Raw genomic sequence first — 18641 nt, 5'->3', positions numbered from 1 at the left:
ACGGGTTTTCCCACATAGCGTGACCGTGCCCTGTTCCGGGTGAGTCCGCCGCCGCAGTCTTGTTGCGGAGGTGGACATGAAAGCCAAGGACTTGCTGGGCCGCCGCGGGGAAGAGCTCGCGGCGGAATACCTGGAATCGCTGGGGATGCTGATCGTGGAGCGCAACTGGCGTTGCCCGGACGGCGAAATCGACATCGTCGCCCTGGACGGTGATTCCCTCGTCATTGCCGAGGTGAAGACGCGGCGTTCGCTCGCCTACGGTCACCCGTTCGAGGCGGTGGGCGCAGACAAGCTCGCCCGGCTGCACCGCCTGGGTTCGGCCTGGTGCCGGGACCACGGACTGCACTTACCCCTGCGCCGTGTGGACGTCATCGCCGTGCTGGACGACGGCGTTCGCAAACCCACCGTTGAGCACCTCAAGGAGGTGCTGTGATGGCGCTGGGACGAGCCTATTCAGTGGCCCTCGTCGGCCTCAACGGCTACATCGTGGAGGTCGAGGCCGACATCGGCCAGACGCTGCCCGCCTTTGTGCTTCTCGGCCTCCCGGACGCGTCCCTTAACGAAGCCAGGGACCGCATCCGCTCGGCGGCGCAGAACTCCGGTATTCCACTGAGCAGGCGGAAGATCACCGCCAACCTCATTCCCGCGTCCCTGCCCAAGCGCGGTTCCGGCTTCGACCTTGCCATCGCAATGTCGGTGCTGCGGGCTGCGGAGGACATCAGGCCCACCGGCCGCACGGTCTTCATCGCCGAGCTGGGGCTGGACGGACGCCTCCGGCCTGTCCGCGGCATACTTCCGGCCGTGATGTCCGCGGTGCAGGCGGGGTTCCAGGACATCGTGGTTGCCCAGGCGAATGCCGCAGAGGCCGAACTCGTCCCCGGTGCCAGGGTCCGAGGCTACCGGACCCTGGCACGGCTGGTGTTCGATTTTGGCGCTGACCCGCAGGAACTTGTCCTTGACTTCGCACCCGAGGACGAACCCGCCGGGAATGAACCTGTCTCCGTGGACGCGCCCGTCCCGGACATGTGCGACGTCTCGGGCCAGGCAGAGGCACGCCGTGCCCTGGAGGTAGCGGCCGCTGGTGCCCACCACCTGCTGCTGACCGGCCCGCCCGGCGCCGGCAAGACCATGCTGGCCGAGCGGCTTCCCGGCCTTCTGCCCGATCTGCGGGACACCGAGGCGATGGAGGTGACGGCCATCCATTCCCTGTGCCAGCTTCCCGCATCCGGCGTGCAGCTGGTCCGGCGGCCGCCCTTTGAGAATCCCCACCACACCGCCACGGCCGCCGCGATCATCGGAGGCGGGTCGGGGTTGCCGCGTCCCGGTGCCGCATCGCGGGCGCATCGCGGAATCCTGTTCCTTGACGAGGCGCCCGAATACGAACGCAGGGTCCTGGATGCACTCAGGCAGCCTCTTGAGAGTGGCGAGCTGGTCATCCACCGGTCCGCCGGTGCAGCGGCCTACCCCGCGCGGTTCCAGTTGGTGCTGGCAGCCAATCCGTGTCCGTGCGGCAAGGCCTCGGGGAAGGGCATTGAATGCACCTGCACCCCCTTCATGCGCCGCCGCTACATGTCGCGCATGTCCGGGCCGCTCCTGGACCGTGTGGACATCCAGCTGCAGGTGGACCGCGTGTCACTGGCGGACTTTGGCCAGTCCGGGGGAGCGGAGGACAGCGCAACAGTCGGTGCCCGCGTCCTGGCTGCCCGGGCCCGCCAGCTGCAGCGGCTGCAGCTCTGGGGCATGGAAACGAATTCCCAGGTGCCCGGGCGCATCCTGCGCAGCGAGCTGAAACTGGCGGCCGCCACCACCCGGATCCTGGACCATGCACTGGAACGGGGCGTGCTCACAGCCAGGGGCTATGACCGCGTCCTCCGCCTCGCCTGGACTCTGGCCGACCTTGGTGGCCGGGAGCAGCCGGACGGGAACGACATCGGACAGGCCCTGAGCCTCCGCCAGACCGCCTCGGCTGCAGCGTGAAAGGAACCCGCATGCACAACGAGAGAATTGCCCGCGCCGCCCTGTCGAGGCTGATGGAGCCACAGGACGTCGCGGGCCTGGCCCTGGTGCACGTTGCCGGGGCTGAAGACGCCCTGAGGATAGCCACCGGCCAGGTCAGCTACGGGCCGGGGCTGGAACAGGACATCACCGGGCTGCTGGCAGATCACAGCTCGGTGAATTCCTGGGCCGGCCTCGGTGCCGCGCTGAAGCGCTGGGCACCGAGAATCCCCGACCTTGCCCCGGAGCGCGACCTGGCCACGATGCATCGCCTGGGCGGCCGCGTTCTCGTCCCCACGGACGGGCTGTGGCCGCGGCAACTGGACGACCTTGGCCTGCACCAGCCGATCTGCCTTTGGTGGCGGGGCCTTGAACTCGAACTTCCCCCGGCGGCCAGGGCGGTGGCCCTGGTGGGCTCGCGGGACAGCACCAGCTATGGCGCGTCAGTCACCGGGGACCTTGCCTACTCGCTTGCCCAGCGGGGATTCACAGTGGTGTCCGGCGGCGCGTACGGGATTGATGCCCACGCGCACCGGGCAGCCCTGGCAGGGGGCTCCGGGGCCATGCCGACCATCGCCGTCATGGCAGGCGGCGTGGACCGCTTCTACCCGTCCGGGAACGAGGACCTCTTGCGCGCCGTAGCCAACCAGGGTGCCGTGCTTGCCGAGGTTCCGCCCGGATCTGCCCCCACCCGGTACCGGTTCCTTCAGCGGAACCGGCTGATCGCTGCCCTCGCCTCCGTCACGGTGGTGGTGGAGGCCCGGTGGCGGTCCGGAGCCCTGAATACCGCCCATCACGCGGAAACCCTGGGCCGTGCGGTCGGAGCCGTTCCCGGTTCCGTGCACAGCGCCAACTCGGCCGGCTGCCACCGGCTCCTGCGCGACGGCGGTGCTGTCTGCGTCACTGATGCGGGGGAGATCGCCGAGCTGGCGTCGCCCAGCGGCCAGTCGCTGGCCGACGAAAAGAGCGGACGGCCCGCTGACCATGACGGCCTGACACTTGAGGACCTGATCCTGCTGGACGCCCTTCCCTTGCGGTCCGCCAGTTCCGTCGAAAAACTCTGCACCGTTGCCGGCCTGGGCGCCGACTCGGTGCGCGCAGGGCTTGGCAGGCTGGCCCTGCTGGGACTGGCAGCATCCGAAAAGGGAGGCTGGAAGCGCACCAGGCAATCAACATAGAGCTGCCGCCCGGCGACGTCCCCCTCGCCGGGCGGCTCACCGTGCAGTTCCCCCGATTGGCCGTGCCGTTCCTTGATTCCGGAACAAATGCTGGGACAGTGGGGGAGTGGAGAAAAAGGAACTGCCGGCCGGCCTCGCCAGGGCAGTCACGGGGTTCGAACGGTACCTGACGGGTGAGCGGGCCCGGTCCGAACACACGGTGCGCGCATACCTGTCCGACCTCTCCAGCCTGCTGGCCTACGCGGCCGGTGAAGGAATCACCGATCCTGCCGGGCTGGAACTGGGCACCCTCCGCCGCTGGCTCGGCAGCCAGAGTGAGGCCGGCGCTTCGCGTTCCACACTTGCCCGCCGCGCCGCCACAGCGCGGACCTTCACCTCGTGGGCGCTGCGGGAAGAACTGATCGAAACAGATCCATCCCTGCGCCTGCAGGCCCCCAAACGGGATGGTTCCCTGCCCGGGGTGTTGCAGCAGCAGCAGCTCGCCCGGCTGCTAGCCGACCTCAACGAGGCGGCCAAAGACGGTGATCCCATGGCCCTGCGCAACCGGGCCATGGTTGAGCTGCTCTACGCCACCGGCGTGCGCGTCGGCGAGCTGGCGGGCCTGGACGTGGACGACCTCGATCCGGACCGCAGGACCCTGCGCGTGCTCGGCAAAGGCAACAAGGAACGGACAGTGCCCTACGGGCTCCCGGCTGCGCTCGCCGTCGACGACTGGCTGCGCCGCGGACGGGGAAAGCTCGCCGCCGCGGACAGCGGGCCGGCCCTGTTCCTCGGTGCGCGCGGCCGCCGCGTGGACCAGCGGCAGGTCCGCAGTGTGGTGAAGGGACTGTTCGAAGCGCTGGGTGATACGTCCGCCACAGGCCCGCACTCCCTGCGGCACACCGCCGCCACGCATCTGCTGGACGGCGGCGCAGACCTTCGTGCGGTCCAGGAAATACTCGGCCACAGCAGCCTCGCCACCACCCAGATCTATACCCACGTATCCGTGGACCGCCTGCGCAAGAGCTACCAGCAGGCGCACCCGCGGGCGTAGGCCCTTTCCCCGGCGCGTCTTCTACACCACGCCGAATTGCACTGGCGTAATTAGATTGCGTACGGCACAATAAGATCCAAGTTCGGCAACTTTCAAGTTGTGCTTGAAGCAGTCTCCAGGCGCCCCTTGTCAGTCCGGCAAGTAATTTCATAGATTGGCAGGAATCACCGGCACCAGGCGGCGCCCGGAGCAGCAAATATCCATCCATGCAGGTCGTTGGGGAAGACGTACCTACAGCTATGGAGGATGGAATGTCTGTTGCAATGACCCGCGGTGTGCTGTTTATTCACTCGGCCCCTACCGCACTGTGCCCTCACGTTGAGTGGGCCATCGGATCTGTCGTGGACAAGCGAACGGATCTGGAATGGACACCTCAGCCCGCCGCGCCCGGAATGTTCCGCTCGGAGCTGTCCTGGACCGGCGCTCAGGGGACAGGTGCGCAGCTCGCGTCTGCCCTCCGGGGCTGGGCACACCTGCGCTTCGAGGTCACCGAAGAACCCAGTCAGGGCGTGGACGGCGGACGCTGGTCCCACACACCTGAGCTGGGCATTTTCCATGCCGTGACGGACGTGCACGGCAACATCATGGTTTCAGAGGACCGCATCCGCTACGCCTATGAGGCCGGTGCCGGCGACCCCTCCGCCGTCTACCACGAGCTCTCGCTTGCCCTCGGCGAGGCGTGGGACGAGGAGCTGGAACCCTTCAGGCACGCCGCCGAAGGCGCACCCGTGCGCTGGCTGCACCAGGTCGGCTGACGAGCAGGACCGGCTGAACCGCCTGCTCGGCCGACCCATCAGGGGCGGCTGACAGCTGAGGCGGCTGGCACGCGCCAGCCGCAGCAATTTCCCCATAGCACAGAGAAGCCCCCGCCAACCGGCGGGGGCTTCTTCAGCGTTCATTCAGGGTGCATCAGACGCTGCGGATGGCAACGACGGCGTTGTGGCCGCCGAAGCCGAACGAGTTGCTCAGCGCCACGATGTCGCCGGCCGGGAGGGCGCGGGCGGAGGTGACGACGTCGAGCGGGATCTCGGGATCCTGGTTCTCGAGGTTGATCGTGACGGGTGCCTTGCGTTCGTGGACAGCCAGGACGGTGAGCACGGCCTCGACGGCGCCGGAGGCACCGAGCAGGTGGCCCATCTGCGACTTGGTGGCCGAGACGGCAACGTTCTCGACGTGGTTGCCGAGCGCCGCCTTCAGGGCCGTGTACTCCGGCTTGTCACCGACCGGCGTCGAGGTGGCGTGGGCGTTGACGTGGACCACGTCTTCCGCCTGGATGCGGCCGTCAAACATGGCTGCCTTGAGTGCGCGGGTGGCACCCAGGCCCTGGGGGTCCGGTGCTGTGATGTGGTAGGCGTCGGCGGTCACGGAGGTGCCGGCGAGCTCGCCGTAGATCCGTGCGCCGCGGGCGAGGGCATGCTCTTCGGCTTCCAGTACCAGGGCGCCGGCGCCTTCGCCCATGACGAAACCGTCACGGTCCAGGTCGTAAGGGCGGGAGGCGTGCTCGGGATCGTCGTTGCGGCGGGACAGCGCCTGCATCGATGAGAACGCTGCCAGCGGCATCGGGTGGATGGCGGCTTCGGCGCCGCCGCACATGACGACGTCGGCCTTGCCCGAGCGGATCAGGTCCAGTCCGAGGTGCAGGGCTTCGGTGCCCGAAGCGCACGCGGACACCGGAGTGTGCGCACCGGCGCGGGCGCCCAGGTCCAGGCTGACAGCGGCGGCCACACCGTTGGGCATGAGCATCGGAACCGTCATGGGCAGGACGCGGCGGGGACCCTTCTCTTTCAGCGTGTCCCACGCATCCAGGAGCGTCCAGACGCCGCCGATGCCGGTGGCGAAGGCCACGGCCAGCCGGTCGTGGTCGATTTCGGTGATGCCGGAGTCGGCCCATGCTTCGCGTGCGGCGATGACGCCGAACTGGGTTGACGGGTCCATGCGCTTGGCCTCGACACGGCTCAGGACGTCGAGTGCGGGCGTGGAGCACCGGGCGGCGAAGTGGACCGGCAGTTCATATTTGGCAACCCACTCATCCTCAAGGGTGTGGGCTCCCGAAACGCCCTTCAGCGCGTTCTGCCACATCGTGGGTACGTCGCCGCCGATGGGCGTGGTGGCACCCAGACCTGTAATGACTACTTTGCGTGTCATGGGATCACTCTCTGTCGGTGCGCCTGCCGTGTCCTGTGCTGCTGGCCGGAGGCCGGAGTGGGTGGCGTGCGGGGGAAGTCTTCAAAAAAATTCAGGGATGGTGCATCGGCTGGCCGGTCCCGAAAGGTGCGGGCCCGGCCAGCCGGGTTCAGCGGTGACGCTGAAGCCTGTAAAAGGCTGAAGCCAGTGAAGGCTGATGTCTTACCTACGCCTGGGCGTTGGAGATGAAGTCCACGGCGTCGCCGACGGTCTTGAGGTTCTTGACCTCTTCGTCCGGGATGCGGACGCCGAACTTCTCTTCGGCGTTGACCACGATGGTCATCATGGAGATGGAGTCGATGTCCAGGTCCTCGGTGAAGGACTTGTCCAGTTCGACCGCCTCGGGGGCCAGGCCGGTCTCTTCGTTGACGATTTCAGCCAGTCCGGCCAGGATCTCTTCGTTGCTAGCCATTGATGGCTCCTTTTCTTGTTATTGCCGGCAGGGGATGCCGGAAATGGGCAAACCGCGGTTGCGGCTTGGTTATCGGAATTGCTACGGAAGCACAATCACCTGCGCACCGAAGACCAGCCCAGCGCCGAAGCCGATCTGCAGGGCCAGTCCGCCGCTCAGCGCGGGGTTTTCCTGGAGCAGGCGGTGCGTGGCCAGGGGGATCGAGGCCGCCGAGGTGTTGCCCGCATCGGCGATGTCCCGGGCCACGGTGACGGTCTCGGGCAGCTTCAGCTTCTTGACCATCTCATCGATGATCCGCATGTTGGCCTGATGCGGAATGAAGGCCACCAGGTCCTCGGCCTGGATGCCGGCGGCGTCCAGCGCCTGCTGGGCAACCTTCGCCATCTCCCAGACCGCCCAGCGGAACACCGTCTGACCGTCCTGGCGGAGGGTCGGGTAGAGCTCCTGCGCCTCTTCGAGGAGCGCGAGGTCGCCGGTGGAGTCGGACCGGCGCGCCGCCAGTCCGAGATCACGGACGTCCAGCATGGAGCGGGTCATGCCGATGGCGTCCCACTTGCTGCCATCCGATCCCCACACTGACGGTGCGATGCCGGGGGTGTCCGACGGGCCGATGACAACGGCGCCGGCGCCGTCTCCCAGCAGGAACGAGATGGTGCGTTCGCGGTTGTCGATGACGTCGGAGAGCTTCTCCGCGCCGACAACAAGGACGTACTTCGCGGCCCCAGAACGGACCAGCGCGTCGCCTTGGGCTACGCCGTAGCAGTAGCCGGCGCAGGCCGCGGAGATGTCAAAGGCAGGAGCAGGAGTGGCGCCCAGCCGGTCGGCCAGGCTCGCGGCAGCCGACGGCGTGGCATAAGGGTGGGTCACCGTGGAGACGATGACGGCGCCGAGCTGGGATGCCTCGATGCCTGCCTTTTGCATGGCCTCACGGGCGGCGCCCTCGGCCATGTCGATCACGCTGACGTCGGCGGGTGCGCGGTGGCGGGTGACGATGCCGGTACGCTGGCGAATCCACTCGTCGGAGGAATCGATCCACTGGCACACGTCCTCATTGGTGACCAGAACGTCGGGGCGGTAAGCGCCGATGCCCAGGACCCGGGTGTGCTCGTTGAGCGGAGTCTGCTTCAGTACCGGCGTGCTGCTCATGCCTGTCCTTCCAGTTCTGCGAAGAGTGCCAAGGCCGCGGACAGGTCGTCCGGCGTTTTGACAGCAACGGTCTTGACGCCCGGCATGCCGCGCTTGGCCAGTCCGGCCAGGGTGCCCGCCGGAGCGAGTTCGATGACGCCAGTGACGCCGCGGTTCGCGAGGGTCTCCATGCAGAGGTCCCAGCGGACCGGCCGCGAGACCTGGGCGATCAGGCTGTCGACGGCGGCGGTGCCCGCCGTGACCTCCTGGCCGTCGTAGTTGGACAGCAGCGGCACGGCAGGTGCCTGTGGCTGCAGTTCCGGGCGGAGCGCCTCGAGGGCGCTCACGGCCGGAGCCATATGTGAGGTGTGGAATGCCCCGGCAACCTTAAGTGGAATCACGCGGGCCTTGGCCGGCGGATTCTCGGCCAGGGCCTTGAGCTGTTCGAAGGTGCCCGCGGCGACGGTCTGGCCTGCTCCGTTGACATTTGCGGGCGTTGCACCGGCGGCCTCGATGGCGGCCAGGACCTCGGCGGGATCGCCACCCACCACGGCGCTCATGCCGGTGGGCGTGACGGCAGCTGCCGCGGCCATGCTGTTGGCGCGTTCGCGCACGAACGTCATGGCTTCCTTTTCGGTGAGCACGCCGGCCAGCGCGGACGCCGTGATCTCGCCCACCGAGTGCCCGGCCAGAATGACCGGCAGCGTGCTGAGTTCGACGTCGAACAGCGACTTGGCGGCCACCAGCCCGGCCGCGACAATGAGCGGCTGTGCGACGGCGGTATCTTTGATGGTTTCCTCGTCAGAGGTGGTCCCGTGCGCAGTGAGGTCGATGCCTGCAATTTCGCTCAGGGAGGCCAGATGGCCTGCTACGGAGGGCAGCTCCAGCCAAGGGGCCAGGAAACCGGGGGTCTGTGAGCCCTGTCCAGGGCAGACGATTGCAAGCACGTATCCAGCTTTCCAAATTACCGGGTGATCCATTGGTGTTTCCGTACACCAAGCTCACGGGGTCAGGTTGTAGGAAGTCTACAACGGTTCAATTCGTGTTCCGCGCGGCAACACGCTCGACGGCGGGCTTCGGCGGAGTGGAAAGCCGCCCCACCACAAGGGCTGCCTGGAGCACGAAAGCCTCGCGCGGGAGCAGCGGATCCCAGCCTGTCACATCACAGACACGCTTGAGACGGTACCGCACCGTGTTGGCATGGACGAAGAGTTCCCGCGCCGTCGCCTCGAGTGAATGCCCCAGTTCCAGGTACGTGCCGAGCGTTTCCACCAGCCCGTTCGACGCCGCGAGGAGCGGCCGGTAGATGTTTTTCACGAGCGACCGCCGGGCGGCATCGTCCCCGGAAATGACCCGTTCCGGCAGGAGATCGTCGGCTGCCACCGGGCGGGGAGCGGCGGGCCACGCCCGGGCAGCTGTGAGGCCGGCGAAGGCGGACTGCGCCGAGCCGCTGGCTTCCAGCAGGGAGCTGGCTTCCGCTCCGTAGACCACCGGACCGGGCGCGAACATCTCGCTGAGCTTCACATACGCGGTTTCCCGGTCGTGCACGCCGCCCAGGATCAGGATGAGGCGGTCGCCCTGGATTCCCACGAGGGCATCCTCCGCGTACCGGCCGGCCATGCGGCGCAGTTCGCTGACGTAGCTGGCGCTGGGTTCCGACGGTGAGTTCCCCACCATCACGGTGAAGCGCTCCTGCGCCTTCCAGCCGAGCGCGGCGATCCTGGAGCGCAACGCGTCAGTGTTTTCGCCGCGCAGGATGGCGTCCACAATCAGGGCTTCGAGCCGCGTGTCCCAGGATCCCCGGGATTCCGCGGCCCGGGCATATACGTCGGCGGCGGCAAAGGCCACTTCCCGCGAGTACCGGAGGACGGCTTCGCGCAGCGAGGGCTGGTCCGCTTCAGGCGCGATGACCGGCACCTGGTCCTCCACCACCTCCACGACGATCCGGATGAGCTGGAGCGCCTTCTGCAGGCTGATGGACCGGGTCAGTTCCGTCGGGGCGGTGCCGAAAACGTCGGACAGGATCCATGACGGGGAACTGGGGCGCTCATACCAGGTGACGAACGCTGCGATGCCGTTCTGCGCCACGAGGCCCAGCGCGGAGCGCTCGTCCGAACTGAGCCGGCTGTACCACGGCAGGGATTTCTCCAGCTGGCGCATGGTGGTGGTGGACAGCTGACCGACGCTTGCCCTGAGCTTTTTCAGGGTCTCCGTCTTCTCCGGAGTCATGGTCCGGGAGGGCGGTTTGCGTGCTGCAGGGGAGGGGGACGGCTCGGGCATGATTCGAGCATACGGTGCCTGCGGGGCAAGCTCCATTTTGTGCAAAGGCTACAACTGCCATTGTGTTGCGTCACAGCCCGTCCGGCGCCTCCGGAAGTGCAGCTGAAGTACCGCAGACGACGACGGCGGCCCCCACCGTGGGTGGGGACCGCCGTCGTTCGTTCGTTCGGGCTCAGGCAGCCGGGTTAGGACTCGCCTCCGGCGTTGCCCGTGGTGCCGGCGTTCACGTTGAGCAGACGGTACTTCTCGATCGCCTTCGCCGGTGCCTGTGCGTCAACCTCACCCTTGGCTGCCAGCAGCTGCAGGGTCTTCACGACGACCGAGTGGGTGTCGTTTTTGAAGTAGCGGCGGGCGGCGGCGCGGGTGTCGGAGAAGCCGAAGCCGTCGGCGCCGAGGGTGGCGAAGTCGTTCGGGATGAACTGCCGGATCTGGTCCGGGACGGCCTTCATGTAGTCCGAGACGGCGACGACGGGGCCCTGGGCTCCGGCGAGCTGTCTGGTGACGAAGGGTTCGCGGGCGTCCTGGCCGGGGTTGAGGAAGGCTTCCTCTTCGGCGGCGAGGCCGTCGCGGCGCAGTTCGTTCCAGGAGGTGACGGACCAGACGTCGGCGGAGACGCCCCAGTCTTCGGCGAGGATCCGCTGGGCTTCGAGGGCCCAGGGGACGGAGACGCCGGAGGCGAGGATCTGGCTCTTGGGGCCTTCGGTGGTGGAGGCTGCGAGCTTGTAGATGCCCTTCAGGACGCCTTCTACGTCGAGGTTCTCCGGTTCGGCGGGCTGGGTGATGGGCTCGTTGTAGACCGTGAGGTAGTACATCAGGTTACGGTCTGCCGAGTCGTGCCCGTACATGCGTTCGAGGCCGTTGCGGACGATGTGGCCCATTTCGTAGCCGTAGGCGGGGTCGTAGGTGACTACGGCGGGGTTGGTGGAGGCCAGCAGCGGGGAGTGTCCGTCGGCGTGCTGGAGGCCTTCGCCGGTGAGGGTGGTCCGTCCTGCGGTGGCGCCGATGATGAAGCCGCGGGTCATCTGGTCGGCGGCGGCCCAGAAGGCGTCGCCGGTGCGCTGGAAGCCGAACATGGAGTAGAACACGTAGACCGGGACCAGGGGTACGCCGTGGGTGGCGTAGGCGGTGCCGGCGGCGGTGAAGGCTGCCACGGCGCCGGCTTCGTTGATGCCGGGGTGGATCAGCTGGCCCTGGGCGGATTCCTTGTAGGCCAGGACCAGGTCCCGGTCCACGGACAGGTAGTTCTGGCCCTTGGGGTTGTAGATCTTTGCCGTGGGGAAGAACGCGTCCATGCCGAACGTGCGGGCCTCATCCGGGATGATCGGCGCGATGTGCTTGCCGAAGTTCTTATCCCGCATCAGGTCCTTGAGCAGGCGGACGAACGCCATGGTGGTGGCGGCCTGCTGCTTGCCCGAACCGCGCTTGGCCACCTCGTAGGTCTTCGCCTCGGGCAGCTCGATGTCCGAGTGCTTCGAACGCCGTTCCGGAACCGAACCGCCCAGGGCCGCGCGGCGCTCGAGCAGGTACTTGATTTCCGGCGCGTCCGTGCCCGGGTGGTAGTACGGCGGGCGGTAGGGGTCCTTCTCCAGCTGCTCATCCGTGACCGGAATCCGCAGGTGGTCGCGGAACTTCTTCAGGTCGTCGAGGGTGAGTTTTTTCATCTGGTGGGTGGCGTTGCGGCCTTCGAAGTGCGGGCCCAGGCCGTAGCCCTTGACCGTTTTGGCCAGGATCACGGTGGGTTTGCCCTTGAATTCGGTCGCGGCCTTGTACGCGGCGTAGACCTTGCGGTAGTCGTGCCCGCCGCGCTTGAGGTTCCAGATCTGGTCATCGGTCAGGTCAGCGACCAGGTCCTTGGTCTGCGGGGTTTTCCCGAAGAAGTGTTCCCGGACGAACCCGCCGGATTCGGCCTTGTAGGTCTGGTAGTCCCCGTCCGGGGTTTCGTTCATGATCTGCACCAGCGACCCGTCCGTGTCGCGGGTGAGCAGGTCATCCCATTCCCGGCCCCAGACGACCTTGATCACGTTCCAGCCGGCGCCGCGGAAGAACGCCTCGAGTTCCTGCATGATCTTGCCGTTGCCGCGCACCGGGCCGTCCAGGCGCTGGAGGTTGCAGTTGATCACGAAGTTCAGGTTGTCCAGGTTCTCGTTCGCGGCGAGCTGGAGCAGGCCGCGGGACTCGGGCTCGTCCATTTCCCCGTCACCCAGGAACGCCCAGACCTGCTGGTCCGAGGTGTCCTTCAGGCCGCGGTTGTGCAGGTACCGGTTGGACTGGGCCTGGTAGATCGCGTTCATCGGGCCGATGCCCATCGACACGGTCGGGAACTCCCAGAAGTGCGGCATCAGCCGCGGGTGCGGGTAGGAGGAGAGCGCGTGGCCTTCCTTGGACTTTTCCTGCCGGAACCCGTCCAGGTCCTCCTCCGAGAGCCGGCCTTCCATGAACGCCCGGGCGTACATGCCCGGGGACGCATGGCCCTGGAAGAACACCTGGTCCCCGCCGCCGGGGTGGTCCTTGCCGCGGAAGAAGTGGTTGAACCCGACCTCGTACAGGGTCGCGGCACCGGCGTAGGTCGAGATGTGCCCGCCCACCCCGATCTCGGGCCGCTGCGCCCGGTGCACCATCACCGCCGCGTTCCAGCGCATGTACGCCCGGTACCGGCGCTCGAACTCCTCGTTCCCCGGGAATTCCGCTTCCTGGTCCACCGGGATCGTGTTCACATAATCCGTGGTGGTCACCATCGGAACCCCGACGCTCTGCGCGCCGGCACGCTGCAGGAGACTGCGCATGATGTATTGGGCACGCTCCGTGCCCTGTTCCCTGATCAGCGCGTCCAGGGACTCAACCCACTCGGCGGTCTCTTCCGGATCACGATCAGGCAGCTGGTTAGTCAACCCGCTGAGGATATGGGAGGTATCTTCTCCTGCAGCCACGTCCAACCTCTCTTTGCGCGCATTCACCGGCGCACTCAGGTCCGGCAGGGTAGCTGCCCGGCGTGAACGCGTCGTGTGCGTCATATCGGTTACAACAGCCCGGTCATGTGCGCCGGGCAGGGTTTTATCTCGTGTGTATGACTGCCTGTTCATTGGGGGCGGTCGCCCCGCCAGGCATAGTTGTCAACAGTCACTGTAGCTCCGACGGCCTGCGGATGCGTAGCCGCGCATGAACCGCCCGCCCTATTTGACCGTCATACTTGTTGTGTGACGCACAATAAGCCGCACCGCGGCGCACGCAGCTTGAAGCACACGCCCAAAGGGTGTTGGCTTGGAGTAATTGACATCACTATGCACAGGAGGAACACGTGAGCGAGGCCGACGCCGCCACTTCGGTAAATGTGGCGGAAAAATTGGGTTTCAAAGACGGGGATCTGATTCAGGAGTTCGGTTACGACGACGACGTCGACTTCGACTTGCGTGATGACATAGAGGATCTGACGGGGTCGGAGCTTCTGGATGAGGATGATCACGACGTCGTGGACGCCGTGATCTTCTGGTGGCGGGACGGCGACGGTGACCTCGTGGACGCCCTGGTCGACTCGCTCACGACGCTCACCGAGGGCGGCGTGGTGTGGGTCCTCACGCCCAAGTCCGGCCGCCCCGGATACGTTTCCCCGTCCGACATCCAGGACGCGGCCCCCACCGCAGGACTGCACTGCACCACGTCCGCAGGCGTTTCCAAGGACTGGAGCGCGACGCGCCTGGTGACCAGGAAGAACAAATGACCGGACAGGCCGCCGTTGTAGCAGTGGACTTGGCCGGGGTGCCCGCAGTTGGGCAGCAGGCGCCGGACTTCACCCTGGCCAATCAGTTCGGGGAACCCGTCCGGCTTGCCGACTTCCGCGGACGCAACGTGGTGGTTGTCTTTTACCCCTTCGCGTTCTCCGGCATCTGCACTGGCGAGCTGTGTGAGATCCGGGACAACCTCGACGTCTTCGAACATGCCGACGCCGAGGTGCTGGCGGTCTCGGTGGACAGCAAGTTTGCCCTCCGGGCGTACGCCGAGCAGGAAGGCTACGGCTTCAGTCTGCTCGCGGACTTCTGGCCGCACGGCGCCGTGGCCCGTGAGTACGGCGTGTTTGACGAGGAAAGTGGAATGGCACGGCGCGGGACGTTCATTATCGACGCCGGCGGAACGGTCCGCTACGTCGTTGTGAATCCGCGGGGCCAAGCCCGGGAACTCGCCGAATACCGCCGCATCCTCGCAGAACTGGCCCAGGGTTAAGCGTCAGGCCATCCCATGGATCAGCGGCGGACCGGCATCGGCCTGACAGGGTTCGCCAGTCTGCCTCCTGCCCCGCCCGCCGAGTCAGCGGACAGCGACCTCGGCGCGCTGGGCGGGATACGTGACGTGCTTGCCGGGCTGCCGCTGGCGCTGCTGACCGGGGCCGGCCTGAGCACGGACTCGGGCATCCCGGACTACCGCGGGCCGGATTCGCCCCCGCGCTCACCCATGACCTATCAGGAGTTTGTGGGCGACGCTGCCAATCGGCAGCGATATTGGGCGCGTAACCACATTGGATGGTCCCACCTGAGGCGGGCCAATCCCAACGCCGGCCATGCCGCCGTCGCCGTCCTCGAGCGGCGCGGACTCCTGACCGGACTGATCACCCAAAACGTGGACCGCCTCCATGAGGACGCCGGCAGCGTTAACGTGGTGGACCTTCACGGACGCTTCGACCAGGTAATTTGCCTGGAGTGCCGGCACACGTACTCGAGGCAGCTGCTCGCGAGGGTTCTGGAAGAACTGAATCCGGACTTTCTGGACCACGCCATGAAGTCCGGCCTTGTCGAGATGGCACCTGATGCCGACGCCACTGTGGAGGACCTGCGACTGATCCGCAGTTTTGTGATCGCCCGCTGCCCCGCGTGCGGCGGCGTCCTGAAGCCGGACTTTGTGTACTTCGGCGAAAACGTCCCCAAGGAACGCGTGGAGCGCGCGTACGCAATGGTGGATCAAGCCGAAGCCCTGCTTGTTGCCGGCTCCTCACTCAGCGTCATGAGCGGGCTGCGGTTTGTCCGTCACGCCGCCAAGCAAGGCAAGCCTGTTGTGATCATCAACCGCGGCCAGACGCGCGGCGACGACCTCGCCACGATCAAGCTGGAAGCCGGCGTCAGCGAGTCCCTCACCTGGCTGGCCGACGAATTGCCCCCGCTCGCTGCGGTCTGACCCGATTGGCGTTTCAGGGCATTGTTCGGGTAGAGTCTATGTTCGTTGGTTCGAGCGCTTCGGTGCGAAAAACCTCTCTTTGGGTCTTTAGCTCAGCTGGTAGAGCGCCACGTTTACACCGTGGATGTCATCGGTTCGATCCCGGTAGGACCCACCCTAATTACCCCGTCTGACCAAGTCGTTGAGCCTGGTCAGACGGGGTTTTCTGTTTAATGTCTGTGCCCCGCCGTAGCCTGCGGGCATGGAACACGTACTTGTGAGGACTGCTGCCGACGGGCAGCCCGGAGCTGTCATCCGCGGCGGGCAGGAATGGACGGTGGGCGCGGAGCCGTTGCGCTGGTTTGAACGCGTCAGCTGGTGGGAGGCGGAGCGCCGGATGCCGCTGGGACTTAGCCGCGTTGACGTCGAAGTGTGGCGGCTGCAGACCCGGCTGGGGAGAAATGCGGGATCGGCGCTGACCACCATGGAGATCGTCCGCGACGGACTTGGCGGCGGGTGGAGACTGCGGAGCGCTGTGGCGGACAACACCGCGGAAAACGCCATCGCGGATGCGGCCTAGGCAGAAGGCCGGAAGGGCAGAAGGCCGGCGAGGCCCGGAATCCTAAGGTGCCCGGGAATTGGATAAGCCTTCCACCGCGACTATTGGGGGATGCCGCGGTGGAAGGCTTGGATTTGAATATACCGTGAACTTTCGGAAACACGAAACTGTTAAGAAGGTGCCGCCCGGGGGTGGCTCCCCGCGCTCCGGCTCCCTGCCGCTAACCCCCGCATGCCTTCAGGGGCAGCCCTCCAGCCAGTATGATGGTAGGTGTTCAGTTGACTGGACGCTTTGGCATCGTCGCCGGTGTTTCGTGCGCGATGCAATCCGCTGACCCCCGCTGCCTGAGCGCGTATGAAAAGGAGAATCATGGCCGATTCCCGTACACCCAAAGCCAATGACGGACTCGGCAGCGCGTCCCCGGCGCCTGCTGTCACGCGAGCTGCCGCCGTGTTGGAGTCGCTTGCGGCGTCCGCCACTGGCCGGCTTACCCTCAGCGACCTCGCCCGGGACCTCGGAATCCCCAAATCGTCAACGTCCAACCTTCTGCTGGCCCTTGAGGAGGCGAGGCTCATCAGCAGGCAGGGCGCCGAATACACGCTCGGGCGCAAGCTCGTGGAACTGGGTGCCGCCTACCTGAGCCGGCTCGACGAGGTCCAGGAGTTCTACCGTTTTTGCGAGCAGGCGCCCACTCTGTCGGGTGAAACCGTGCGCATCGCCATGCTGGATGGCACGAACGTCATCTACCTGGCCCGCTATGAGGGCCATCCGGCCGTCCGGCTGACGTCCAATATCGGCGACAAGATGCCGGTGTCGCTCTGCGCGGTGGGCAAGGCCCTGATTGCCAGGCTCCACGACCACGACATCGACGCGATGTTCCCTGACGATGCGGAGCTTCCCGTGCTGACGCCCAAATCCCTGCGAACGGGAGCGGAACTGAAGGCTCAGTTGGAGCAGATCCGCGAGCAGGGCTACGCATTTGAAGACGAGGAATCCACCACGGGTGTGGTGTGTCTCGCCGTGACTGTACCCACGCGCGGCGCGCATGGCCCCAGTCTTGGCCTGTCTGTCACAGCGCTGAAGGCAACCTACTCACAGGAGCAGGGCGCGCAGATGGTCAAAGAGCTGAATGAGCTGGCCAGATCCCTTGGCAATCCCATGGGCTAGACGAAACCCCGGCACTATTGGCTAGTCGTTCATCATGTTGTACGCTGTTCAACATAGTGACCGACGCAATAGTGGTGTCACTACTCACCAGGCCAACGGGGGCCTGATGTGTCTTTGAGGGAGTGCTAGTGACAACTCGTACTGATTCACCGCTGGCTGATGCGGACGGCGCCGTCGTCGAACCGGAACAGCTGCGAAGGGCAACACTTGCCAGCTCCGTAGGGTCCGCTCTGGAGTACTACGACTTCTATATCTACGGCCTGGCTTCGGCACTCATCTTCGGTCCGCTGTTCTTCAAGCCGCTCGGCGATGAGGGTGCGCTGATCGCATCATTCGCCACCTACGGCGTGGGCTTCGCTGCCCGGCCCTTCGGCGGCATCGTCTTCGGCTACATCGGGGACCGGTACGGCCGGAAAATGGTGCTGATCCTGACGATCGGCCTGATGGGCGCGGCAAGCTTCGCCATCGGCCTGCTGCCGACATTCGAGCAGGCAGGAATGCTCGGCGCGGTGCTCCTGGTCGTCCTCCGGATCGTCCAGGGCCTCGGCGCCGGCGCTGAGCAGGCCGGCGCAACGACGCTGATCTCCGAAGTGGCTCCGCCCCGCCGTCGTGGTTTCTTTGCCTCACTGCCGTTCGTGGGGATCCAACTGGGCACCCTTCTGGGTGCCGGCACCTTCGCCCTCATCGCCACCGCCGATAAGGACGTGCTCGAAGGCTGGCTCTGGCGTGTGCCGTTCCTGGCCAGCGTGATCCTCATCGCGATTGCGGTGTTCATCCGCCTGCGGCTCAAGGAAACCCCGGTATTCCAGGAGCTGGAGAAGCACAAGAACGTCGTCAAGAACCCTGTGGGCCAGCTCTGGAAGCACTCCAAGAAGAACGTTCTCGTCGGCATCGGCCTGCGCATGGGTGAAAACGGAAACTCCTCCATTTATTCGGCGCTGCTGGTGGCGTTCCTGGCGGCCCCGGCCGGCGTTTTCCCGGGCGACAAGTTCATCGGTCCCGTGGGTCTCCTGATCGCCGCCGGTTTCGCCGCCGTCATGGTGGTCACCTTCGGTGCGCTGTCCGACCGCTTTGGCCGCGTTCCGGTCTACCGTTACGGTGCCCTGTTCCAGGCCGTCATCGCCTTCCCGGCGTTCTACCTCGTGACCCTGGGCAATGTGACCCTGGTGTGGGTGGTCATGGTGGTGGGCATCGCGCTCGGAGTGCAGTCCATGCTGGGACCGCAGTGCCCGCTGCTGCCTGAACTGTTTGGATCGCAGTACCGGTTCACGGGTGTGGCCATGTCCCGCGAACTCTCCGCCGTGCTGGCCGGCGGCCTGGTTCCGCTGGTGGGGGCTGCGCTGCTCGCTGCCACCGGCTACTCTTGGCTGGTCCTGGCGCTCTACTCGCTGGTCCTTGCGCTGATCTCCTTCGTGAGCACCTTCTTCACGCCGGAAACCAGGGGACGGGACCTGGTTTCAATCGAGGACGCCAGCTAGGCGCCACACAGCGACGAAACACACAGCGCGAACCTTCACTTGCGGCCCATCCCAACGCGGGGTGGGCCGCAAGTCTACGTTCGCGCCCGGC

The 18641-nt window shown here is 66.2% G+C and carries 17 protein-coding genes and 1 tRNA gene; 12 read left to right on the top strand and 6 right to left on the bottom strand.

What is annotated here, in order from left to right; translation table 11 throughout:
• Nucleotides 1-76 precede the first annotated feature (76 nt).
• From ABRP34_RS04985 to ABRP34_RS04965, 5 genes are all read left to right on the top strand, one after another.
• Nucleotides 77-433: a YraN family protein gene (locus tag ABRP34_RS04985; RefSeq protein WP_003806070.1), complete on the top strand. Its 357-nt coding sequence runs from the start codon at nucleotides 77-79 to the stop codon at nucleotides 431-433.
• Nucleotides 433-1977, top strand: coding sequence for a YifB family Mg chelatase-like AAA ATPase (locus ABRP34_RS04980; RefSeq protein WP_353712466.1), 1545 nt, complete (start codon nucleotides 433-435; stop codon nucleotides 1975-1977). The genes ABRP34_RS04985 and ABRP34_RS04980 overlap by 1 nt, the downstream gene beginning before the upstream one ends.
• 11 nt (nucleotides 1978-1988) lie before the next feature.
• Nucleotides 1989-3173 carry a DNA-processing protein DprA gene (dprA, locus tag ABRP34_RS04975; RefSeq protein ID WP_353712465.1) on the top strand — a complete coding sequence of 395 codons (1185 nt, stop codon included), beginning with the start codon at nucleotides 1989-1991 and terminating at the stop codon, nucleotides 3171-3173.
• A 106-nt stretch (nucleotides 3174-3279) separates the two neighbouring features.
• Nucleotides 3280-4206: a tyrosine recombinase XerC gene (locus ABRP34_RS04970; protein ID WP_353712464.1), complete on the top strand. Its 927-nt coding sequence runs from the start codon at nucleotides 3280-3282 to the stop codon at nucleotides 4204-4206.
• A 251-nt stretch (nucleotides 4207-4457) separates the two neighbouring features.
• Nucleotides 4458-4961 carry a DUF3145 domain-containing protein gene (locus ABRP34_RS04965; protein ID WP_003806074.1) on the top strand — a complete coding sequence of 168 codons (504 nt, stop codon included), beginning with the start codon at nucleotides 4458-4460 and terminating at the stop codon, nucleotides 4959-4961.
• Between the two features lie 154 nt (nucleotides 4962-5115).
• On the opposite strand, the gene fabF is transcribed toward ABRP34_RS04965, so the two are convergent.
• The 6 genes from fabF to aceE all read right to left on the bottom strand — a co-directional run bounded on the left by fabF (nucleotide 5116) and on the right by aceE (nucleotide 13134).
• Nucleotides 5116-6351, bottom strand: a complete 1236-nt coding sequence (gene fabF / locus ABRP34_RS04960; RefSeq protein WP_353712463.1) for a beta-ketoacyl-ACP synthase II — start codon at nucleotides 6349-6351, stop codon at nucleotides 5116-5118.
• A 205-nt stretch (nucleotides 6352-6556) separates the two neighbouring features.
• Nucleotides 6557-6802 (bottom strand): acyl carrier protein, encoded by a 246-nt coding sequence (locus ABRP34_RS04955; RefSeq protein WP_003806076.1) that lies wholly within the window; start codon nucleotides 6800-6802, stop codon nucleotides 6557-6559.
• A gap of 81 nt (nucleotides 6803-6883) precedes the next feature.
• Nucleotides 6884-7948 (bottom strand): beta-ketoacyl-ACP synthase III, encoded by a 1065-nt coding sequence (locus ABRP34_RS04950; RefSeq protein WP_353712462.1) that lies wholly within the window; start codon nucleotides 7946-7948, stop codon nucleotides 6884-6886.
• The gene (locus ABRP34_RS04945; RefSeq protein ID WP_175305040.1) at nucleotides 7945-8874 is read right to left on the bottom strand and encodes an ACP S-malonyltransferase; all 930 of its coding nucleotides are present in this window, start codon (nucleotides 8872-8874) and stop codon (nucleotides 7945-7947) included. The genes ABRP34_RS04950 and ABRP34_RS04945 overlap by 4 nt, the downstream gene beginning before the upstream one ends.
• A gap of 88 nt (nucleotides 8875-8962) precedes the next feature.
• A complete protein-coding gene (locus ABRP34_RS04940; protein WP_043420079.1) occupies nucleotides 8963-10207 on the bottom strand; it encodes a helix-turn-helix domain-containing protein in 1245 nt (414 codons plus the stop codon).
• 185 nt (nucleotides 10208-10392) lie between these two features.
• Entirely contained in the window at nucleotides 10393-13134 is a 2742-nt protein-coding gene (aceE, locus tag ABRP34_RS04935) for a pyruvate dehydrogenase (acetyl-transferring), homodimeric type (RefSeq protein WP_353712461.1), read from the bottom strand.
• Between the two features lie 368 nt (nucleotides 13135-13502).
• Here aceE and ABRP34_RS04930 point away from each other — a divergent pair, with 368 nt between their 5' ends.
• The 7 genes from ABRP34_RS04930 to ABRP34_RS04900 all read left to right on the top strand — a co-directional run bounded on the left by ABRP34_RS04930 (nucleotide 13503) and on the right by ABRP34_RS04900 (nucleotide 18550).
• Nucleotides 13503-13922, top strand: coding sequence for a DUF3052 domain-containing protein (locus ABRP34_RS04930; protein ID WP_003802164.1), 420 nt, complete (start codon nucleotides 13503-13505; stop codon nucleotides 13920-13922).
• Nucleotides 13919-14422 carry a peroxiredoxin gene (locus tag ABRP34_RS04925; protein ID WP_353712460.1) on the top strand — a complete coding sequence of 168 codons (504 nt, stop codon included), beginning with the start codon at nucleotides 13919-13921 and terminating at the stop codon, nucleotides 14420-14422. The genes ABRP34_RS04930 and ABRP34_RS04925 overlap by 4 nt, the downstream gene beginning before the upstream one ends.
• A 15-nt stretch (nucleotides 14423-14437) precedes the next feature.
• On the top strand, nucleotides 14438-15367 hold the full coding sequence (locus ABRP34_RS04920; RefSeq protein ID WP_353712459.1) for an NAD-dependent protein deacetylase: 930 nt from the start codon (nucleotides 14438-14440) through the stop codon (nucleotides 15365-15367).
• A gap of 81 nt (nucleotides 15368-15448) precedes the next feature.
• A tRNA-Val gene (locus ABRP34_RS04915) sits at nucleotides 15449-15521 on the top strand.
• Between the two features lie 87 nt (nucleotides 15522-15608).
• Nucleotides 15609-15926: a hypothetical protein gene (locus ABRP34_RS04910; protein WP_353712458.1), complete on the top strand. Its 318-nt coding sequence runs from the start codon at nucleotides 15609-15611 to the stop codon at nucleotides 15924-15926.
• Between the two features lie 348 nt (nucleotides 15927-16274).
• Nucleotides 16275-17072, top strand: a complete 798-nt coding sequence (locus ABRP34_RS04905; protein ID WP_353712457.1) for an IclR family transcriptional regulator — start codon at nucleotides 16275-16277, stop codon at nucleotides 17070-17072.
• A gap of 128 nt (nucleotides 17073-17200) precedes the next feature.
• Nucleotides 17201-18550 (top strand): MFS transporter, encoded by a 1350-nt coding sequence (locus tag ABRP34_RS04900; RefSeq protein ID WP_353712456.1) that lies wholly within the window; start codon nucleotides 17201-17203, stop codon nucleotides 18548-18550.
• Nucleotides 18551-18641: the final 91 nt, after the last annotated feature.

Origin of the sequence: Arthrobacter sp. K5, from assembly GCF_040448525.1 — a bacterium.
Taxonomy (GTDB): Bacteria; Actinomycetota; Actinomycetes; order Actinomycetales; family Micrococcaceae; genus Arthrobacter; species Arthrobacter globiformis.
The sequence above is the reverse complement of the archived record's forward strand: the minus strand, read 5'-3'. Positions and strand labels throughout refer to the sequence as shown.

Excerpts from the sequence above, each read along its gene's own strand:
- ABRP34_RS04985 (WP_003806070.1), top strand. The coding sequence starts at position 77 with ATGAAAGCCAAGGACTTGCTGGGCCGCCGCGGGGAAGAGCTCGCGGCG.
- ABRP34_RS04980 (WP_353712466.1), top strand. The coding sequence starts at position 433 with ATGGCGCTGGGACGAGCCTATTCAGTGGCCCTCGTCGGCCTCAACGGC.
- dprA (WP_353712465.1), top strand. The coding sequence starts at position 1,989 with ATGCACAACGAGAGAATTGCCCGCGCCGCCCTGTCGAGGCTGATGGAG.
- ABRP34_RS04965 (WP_003806074.1), top strand. The coding sequence starts at position 4,458 with ATGTCTGTTGCAATGACCCGCGGTGTGCTGTTTATTCACTCGGCCCCT.
- fabF (WP_353712463.1), bottom strand. The coding sequence starts at position 6,351 with ATGACACGCAAAGTAGTCATTACAGGTCTGGGTGCCACCACGCCCATC.
- ABRP34_RS04955 (WP_003806076.1), bottom strand. The coding sequence starts at position 6,802 with ATGGCTAGCAACGAAGAGATCCTGGCCGGACTGGCTGAAATCGTCAAC.
- ABRP34_RS04950 (WP_353712462.1), bottom strand. The coding sequence starts at position 7,948 with ATGAGCAGCACGCCGGTACTGAAGCAGACTCCGCTCAACGAGCACACC.
- ABRP34_RS04940 (WP_043420079.1), bottom strand. The coding sequence starts at position 10,207 with ATGCCCGAGCCGTCCCCCTCCCCTGCAGCACGCAAACCGCCCTCCCGG.
- ABRP34_RS04925 (WP_353712460.1), top strand. The coding sequence starts at position 13,919 with ATGACCGGACAGGCCGCCGTTGTAGCAGTGGACTTGGCCGGGGTGCCC.
- ABRP34_RS04920 (WP_353712459.1), top strand. The coding sequence starts at position 14,438 with ATGGATCAGCGGCGGACCGGCATCGGCCTGACAGGGTTCGCCAGTCTG.
- ABRP34_RS04910 (WP_353712458.1), top strand. The coding sequence starts at position 15,609 with ATGGAACACGTACTTGTGAGGACTGCTGCCGACGGGCAGCCCGGAGCT.
- ABRP34_RS04905 (WP_353712457.1), top strand. The coding sequence starts at position 16,275 with ATGGCCGATTCCCGTACACCCAAAGCCAATGACGGACTCGGCAGCGCG.